General features: G+C 67.8%; 6 protein-coding genes and 1 pseudogene. 4 read left to right on the top strand and 3 right to left on the bottom strand.

Annotated features, from left to right (window positions below; all coding sequences use genetic code 11):
* Positions 1 to 253: 253 nt before the first annotated feature.
* The gene (locus AB0N07_RS49395) at positions 254 to 886 is read right to left on the bottom strand and encodes an RICIN domain-containing protein (RefSeq protein WP_365847341.1); all 633 of its coding nucleotides are present in this window, start codon (positions 884 to 886) and stop codon (positions 254 to 256) included.
* A 909-nt stretch (positions 887 to 1795) separates the two neighbouring features.
* Here AB0N07_RS49395 and AB0N07_RS49390 point away from each other — a divergent pair.
* Entirely contained in the window at positions 1796 to 2623 is an 828-nt protein-coding gene (locus AB0N07_RS49390; RefSeq protein ID WP_365847339.1) for an SAM-dependent methyltransferase, read from the top strand.
* An 802-nt stretch (positions 2624 to 3425) separates the two neighbouring features.
* Positions 3426 to 3698, top strand: a complete 273-nt coding sequence (locus tag AB0N07_RS49385; protein WP_365847337.1) for a hypothetical protein — start codon at positions 3426 to 3428, stop codon at positions 3696 to 3698.
* A gap of 65 nt (positions 3699 to 3763) precedes the next feature.
* On the opposite strand, the gene AB0N07_RS49380 is transcribed toward AB0N07_RS49385, so the two are convergent.
* Together AB0N07_RS49380 and AB0N07_RS49375 are read right to left on the bottom strand one after the other, a co-directional pair.
* Positions 3764 to 4123, bottom strand: coding sequence for a DoxX family protein (locus AB0N07_RS49380; RefSeq protein WP_365847335.1), 360 nt, complete (start codon positions 4121 to 4123; stop codon positions 3764 to 3766).
* A 173-nt stretch (positions 4124 to 4296) separates the two neighbouring features.
* Complete coding sequence (locus AB0N07_RS49375; protein ID WP_365847333.1) at positions 4297 to 4791, bottom strand: cupin domain-containing protein; 495 nt, start codon at positions 4789 to 4791, stop codon at positions 4297 to 4299.
* 81 nt (positions 4792 to 4872) lie between these two features.
* Between AB0N07_RS49375 and AB0N07_RS49370 the strand changes: the two genes are divergently transcribed.
* The gene (locus AB0N07_RS49370) at positions 4873 to 5724 is read left to right on the top strand and encodes a LysR substrate-binding domain-containing protein (protein WP_365847331.1); all 852 of its coding nucleotides are present in this window, start codon (positions 4873 to 4875) and stop codon (positions 5722 to 5724) included.
* Positions 5725 to 5755: 31 nt separating this feature from the next.
* A pseudogene (locus AB0N07_RS49365) lies at positions 5756 to 6150 on the top strand (short-chain dehydrogenase/reductase); the annotation flags it as partial.
* Positions 6151 to 6222: the final 72 nt, after the last annotated feature.

Here is a 6222-nt window from a genome sequence, read left to right as displayed (position 1 = left end):
CGGCGGGGTCCCCCAGGGCTGTTTGCGGGGGCCCTCCCCGCCGCGGGGGGTGACGCCCGGCGGCGGGAACGCGGCACTCAACTGGCCGGCGTGGTCTCGTTGATCCCCAGATCCTTCGCGACCTCGACCACGGTCTTGCCGGTACCGGTGACGATCCGTTCGGCCCCCGGCGGAACCCCGCATCGAACATCCGTCGCTGCTCTGCCGACTCGCCCGAACCGTGGTCAGCGCACTGAACCGCGGGTGGTTGTGGTCAGGTCCAGTTCCAGTTCTGGGGCGCGTCCCCGTGTCGTCCGTCCGGGGAGGTCGGGGAGTAGTAGTCCCAGACCAGCACGGGGTCCCCGTTCTGCGAGGGGTCGGTGCCACCGTAGTTCTTGGCGTCCATGAAGTCGAAGGTGCCGCCCGAGTCGGAGCCGCTCTGCAGTCGCGCCCACCCGTCGTAGTCACCGGAGAGCTGGTACCAGACCTGGTTCGCCTCAGGTTGCCCGTTGTTGGTGATGCAGTGCCACAGCTGGACCCGGTGTCCCTTGTAGTCGTTGGGGATGTTGTGGTAGGTGCCGCCGCTGATGTCCATGTCCAGGCACAGGCCACTGCGCTGGTTGGTGATGGTGAACGCGGGTACGCCACTGGGCGTGCTGACAGGGTGGAAGATCCACCCCTGCTGCGCCTGGTCGTTGCAGACCCACATCTGCACCTTGTCACCGTCCTTGGACGGATCCTGGTGCGGGTCGCCGGGCGCATACGCGGCGTCCAGGCACATGTTTCCCGCGAAGGGTGTGTGAAGCTGCCAGTTCCCCGGGCGCGCTTGGGCCGTCCCCATGCCCACGTCGACCATGACCAGCGCTGCCATCGCCGCCACGGCACCGAGCTTGACGGTCTTCTTCATCGTTTCCCCCTGTATCGGACAAGATCCTGTGATGGGAGTACGGCGAGTGGTGGTTCGCCCGGGCACGCATGCGGTGTTACGCCCGATACGACCGTCCGGATCGCCCTTCCCGCGCCCGGCCCGGCATCGGGCGGGCACGGCTGAACCTACGGCGGATCGAGGGGGCGCGAAGGACGCCGTTGCACAGTGAGGCGGTCCCTCCGGTGCCAGACCGCACAGCCAGCCCCTTTGTTCGCTTGTCAGAGCCCCGGATAGCCGCCGGCGGAACGGATTCGGCAGTCTCTCGGGGGAGTCATCCACGGTCGTGAGAAGCTGTTTTCAGAACCGCTGATCTGTGACGTTCCGTGAGTGAATGGGTTTGATCCCAGGTGATCGTCAACCTCGCCGTGTCGGTTGGGGCGGAGTCAAGCGGCCGCCGGAAACGCGAAGGTGCCTCCTGAGCCGGGACGATGAACCCTGTCGAGGGGTTCTGTCGGCCCTAGGCGAAGGCACTTTCTGCATGAAGGGGTATCGGTTCTCGTCCGCGGGTTCATGTCTCCGCTGACCACGCCTATCCGCAGGGCCTTCCGACTCGCGGGCCTGCTAGCTCGGGGCTGGAACGGCTCTTGCGGGGACAGGTGGGACAGGTGGGACTGGTGATGAGTATTCCTCGATTTGGCCGGAGGTACCCACCTCCGTCCCACTTGATCCAGTTCTCAAGTGACTGGAGAAGCTGGAGAGTACGAGCACGCGTTGTTGAGGTGCTGGTCGAGGTCGACCACGATGCGGGTGTCCTTGGACAGGGAAGCCAGTCGCCCTGTCAACCAGCCAAGGAATTGGACACCGAACCTGGGTGTCCGTGTCCTCGCGTCACCCCGAGCGGCTGGACGATCCCAAAACGGGGGTGCGCAGGCGACTTTGTGGGGAAGAATGGCCGCCATGACGCACGAAGGCTCCTCCATCGACCCGGCCAAGCCCAGCATCGCCCGCGTCTACGACTACCTGCTCGGCGGCAAGGACAACTACGCCGTGGACCGTGAGATCGGCGACGTATTCAAGCGCGACCTGCCCGGTTCGGTGGCCATCGCCTTCGCCAACCGCGCGGCCCTGACCCGGGCGGTCCGGGAGATCGCGAAGGCCACCGGCATCCGGCAGTTCATCGACCTGGGCAGTGGCCTGCCGACCGCGGACAACGTCCACCAGGTCGCGCAACGACACGCCCCCGAGTCCCGGGTCGTCTACGTCGACACCGACCCCCAAGTGCTGGTCCACGGTCGCGCACTGCTGGAGAACAACGACCGGACCCGCGTCGTCGCGGTCGATGTGCGCAACCCCGAAGGCATCCGCACGCACCCCGACACCCTGGAGATCATCGACTTCACTCGTCCCGTCGCCGTCATCCTCAGCGCCATCCTCCACCACGTCAACGATGACGAGGACCCGGCCGGCATCGTCCGCTACTGGCGAGACCACGTCCCCTCCGGAAGTTACTTCTTCATCAGCCACTTCCGCTCCGGCAACAACCCGGAGACCGCGGAGGCCGAGAAGGTCCTCCAGCAGACGTTCGGCCGCGGCCGGTGGCGCACCGACGCGGAAATCGCCTCCCTGCTGGACGGCCTGGAGATCCTCGACCCCGGGATCGTCCCCGCGTCCCTGTGGCGTCCCGACGAGATCGACAACCCGTGGAACAGCCGCGAGAGACGAGAGCTCACGGTCTGGGAACACCTCATCGCCGCCGGACTGGCCCGGAAAGCCTAGACGTGATCCATCGAGCGCCACACCGTGAAGGCTGCGGAGCTCTCTCGCTCAATCACCGGTTTCGCAGATGAAGCGAGCAAGGCACTGGACGCTCCCCCATAGACCGGCTTCAGGTCGTCGGCACCGCGGCTCCCAGCCGAGGTCCGTGTGGCAATTCCTGGCGCGTAGTCCCGCCTGTGGCACGCCCGAGATGCTTCCGTGCTCGCCGCCAAATACGGCCTGGCCGTTGGGGATCAGAACGAAGTGCGCAAGCGAATGCTCGCTGACCTTGGCCAGGAGCCCCAGGGGCACGCCTCGTCGATGCCGCAGTCGGCCGCGGGCGACGTCAGTACGGATACCGCCCGACGATGTGAAAGCCGCCGTCGCGCACCTTCACATCGAACGGGACCCACAGCACGGTGTCGTCCGTTTCGCTCTCGTCCGGTATGAGCACCGGTACCCGGTCGTGTGTCCAGCGGCACCCGCTTGACCTCCGGTATGACGTCGCCGCGCAGGTCTGTGCCGAACTCGTGGCTGTCGGACCAGAAGGCGGCCTCGGCACCTCGTTGGCTGACCCTCCGATCGTCACCAGCCATACCACGTCGACGCCGTCGTAGGTGAGGGTGCAGGTGGGAAGCTGTGTCAGACCTCCTGATCAGTGGCGTCTGTAACAGACGGACTGCCACAGTGGTGATGCAGGGCCGGCCCGCGCGGGCGGGAGCGTTCAGCGCGGAATCACCCAGCCCGGTGCCCAGGTCCCGGCGGCGTCGTGGCGGCAAGGTGGGTACGGAGGCTGGCCGGCGCGGGCGTGGGGGTTGTCGTGGTGCCAGAGGAGCGAGTTCGGGTCGCCGCCTGCCTGGTCCTGCTGTTCGCCCAGCCGGTCGGCCGGATCGTCCGCACGACAGTCGACGACATCCTCCGCGACGGCCGGCACGTCGCACTCCGGCTCGGCGACCCGTCCACCCCAGTGCCTGAGCCCGTGGCCGACCTCCTGCTCGACTACCTCCAGGCCCTGCCCGCCAGCACCCGCCATCAACCAGAACTCGCCCTGGCTCTTCCCCGGCTGGCTCTGTTCACGAGTTGCGACAGCAGATGAGAATGACAGCGGTCGTGGAACGGCCGGTCCTGTAGTCGCGTCCACCGGTCGAGGACTGGGCTCGATCACAGCCGGGTGGCCAGCCAAATGGCCACGGCCGCGGTAACGGTGAGCCCTGCGTTGAGTGCGATCCGGCGGTCTTCGCCAGTCAGGTGGACGGCGATCGCGCCGGTCTGCAGGAGTACGAAGCCGATGGCCGCGGCCGTCGCCAGCGAGGGAGCGATACCGGTCAGCGGCGGCAGGATCAGGCCGGTCGCGCCGAGTATTTCGACCGTCCCCAGCGCCCTGAGGGCAGGCAGGGGTATGCGGTCGACCCAGGCCATCATCGGTCGTAGTTGATCGCGGCTGCGGATCACCTTCAGCGTGCCGGCGTAGACGTAGAAGCAGGCGAGCAGCCCTGCGACGATCCAATAGGCGATGTCCATGATTCCCGTTCATGGGCCACCGGCTCACGGAGACCCGTCGATTGCGTCGATGGCCAGAAGAGCCACTGGTCAGGCCCGGTCGGTCATCCGAGGGGCCCGGACACAGAAAGGTGGCAGCACCACCGTCCTGCCGGTCGACAGGAGGGTGGCTGTGCCGTGCTGTGCCGTCGGCTTCAGGCGAGGTCAGTGGCGGGCTCGGTCGCGTAGCGGCTCATCGCGTCGATGTTGGCCTGTGGCGTCAGCGGCCGGCCGTCGGCGAGTGCTTCCTGGAGGTCCCGGAAATACTGCACGTACAGGTCGGGGGTGAATGTGCTGAGCATGACGGCGGGTCGGTCGGTCAGGTTGGCGAAGGTGTGCGGGGCACCGGGCGGAACCATCACGAGCGTGCCCGTGGTGGCGTCGTAATCCTCGTCCCCCACGGTGAACCGCACGGTGCCGGACAGGATGTAGAAGCCCTCGTCGTGTCGGGAATGGCGGTGCTGCGGCGGTCCCTGGGTATGCGGGGCGAGGACGGACTCGGCGATCGCGAGGCGGTGCCCGGTGTGGCTGCCGTCCTCCAGAACCCGCATGCGCATGGTACCCAGAACGATCATCTCGCCATCGCCGGGACCCATCACCGATACAGCGGGGTGAGTCTGCGGCTCGCTGGTCTTCGCTTCTTCGGTCATGCTCACGAGTTCACCGCCGGGTCCCCAGGGCTGTCCAAGACCTGTCCCGCAGCGCCGATACCTCGTGGGTATCGTTGCAGCGTGGAGCTACGTACCCTGCGCTACTTCGTGGCGGTCGCCGAGGAACTCCACTTCGGCCGGGCCGCCACCAGGCTGCACATGAGTCAGCCGCCGCTGAGCCGGGCGATCAAGCAGTTGGAGGCCGATGTCGGGGCCTTGCTCTTCGTCCGCTCGCCTACCGGCGTCACGCTCACTCCGGTGGGCACAGTGCTGCTCGACGAGGCGCGGGCCCTACTCGACCATGCCGACCGCGTCCGGGTTCGCGTAAGCGCGGCGGCCGGTGTCGCGACCATCACCATCGGCATCCTGGGCGACGGCACCGACCCGGGAGTGGCCAGGCTGGCCGCCGCCTACCGCCGACACCACTCCGGCATCGACATCCGCATCCGCGACACAGATCTGACCGACCCAACCTGCGGGCTGCGCGCCGGACTGGTTGACGTCGCGCTGACTCGGGCACCGTTCGACGTGACTGCCCTGACGGTGCGTGCCCTGCGGACCGATCCGGTCGGCGTGGTGCTGCGCGCCGACGATCCGCTGGCCCACCGAGACGGGCTGCGGCTGGCCGAACTGAGCGACCGCCGCTGGTTCCAGTTCCCGCAGGGCACCGACCCCATCTGGCAGTCGTACTGGAACGGCGGCAGACCGCGCCAGGGACCAGTGGTGCGCGCCGTCCAGGAATGCCTGCAGGCGGTGCTGTGGAACGGCACGGTCGGCCTGGCCCCGCTCGGACACGACCTGCCCGCGGAGCTGGCCGTGGTGCCGCTGATCGACATGCCGCCGAGCCGAGTGGTGGCGGTGTGGAACGAGGGTGACACAAACCCCTTGATCCGATCCTTCATCGAGATCGCGACAACCGCGTACCGTCACTGAGCGCCGGCAACCCGTGCCGCCGCAATTCGTCAGCAAGTTCGCGGTGGTGGGCATCCTCGAAGCGCTCGGCAAGGAGGGCGCCGGCTTCGGCATCCGTGTCACCGCCGTCGAGCCGGGCAGTTTCCGGACCGACTGGGTCGGCCGCTCGATGAGCCGCGCTTTTCGTGTGATCGCCGACTACGACGAGCTGTTCGAGCCGCTGCGCGCCCGGCGCATCCACGGCAGCGGGCACCAGCCAGGGGGCCCGGACAAGGCCGCGGCTGCGGTGCTGCGCATCGTGGCGCCGAGCAGCCGCCGCGCCTGCTGCTCGCTACCGACGCGCTTGGGCTCGTCAAGGCCGGACGCGACGTCTTCGAGCGCGACATGCCGGCGTGGGCCGAGCGGTCGGCCTCCACCGACTTCGACGACGTCAGCCGGTCCGACTGACGTCACTCGCCGTCGGGCCCCGCGCTCGAAGACGTCGCGTCCGGCCTTGACGAGCCCAAGCGCGTCGGTAGC

The organism is Streptomyces sp. NPDC051172 (assembly GCF_040682555.1).
GTDB lineage: Bacteria > Actinomycetota > Actinomycetes > Streptomycetales > Streptomycetaceae > Streptomyces.
Note: the sequence above shows the minus strand (reverse complement) of the source record. Positions and strands in the feature narration are given on the sequence as shown.

Excerpts from the sequence above, each read along its gene's own strand:
- AB0N07_RS49395 (WP_365847341.1), bottom strand. The coding sequence starts at position 886 with ATGAAGAAGACCGTCAAGCTCGGTGCCGTGGCGGCGATGGCAGCGCTG.
- AB0N07_RS49375 (WP_365847333.1), bottom strand. The coding sequence starts at position 4,791 with ATGACCGAAGAAGCGAAGACCAGCGAGCCGCAGACTCACCCCGCTGTA.
- AB0N07_RS49390 (WP_365847339.1), top strand. The coding sequence starts at position 1,796 with ATGGCCGCCATGACGCACGAAGGCTCCTCCATCGACCCGGCCAAGCCC.
- AB0N07_RS49380 (WP_365847335.1), bottom strand. The coding sequence starts at position 4,123 with ATGGACATCGCCTATTGGATCGTCGCAGGGCTGCTCGCCTGCTTCTAC.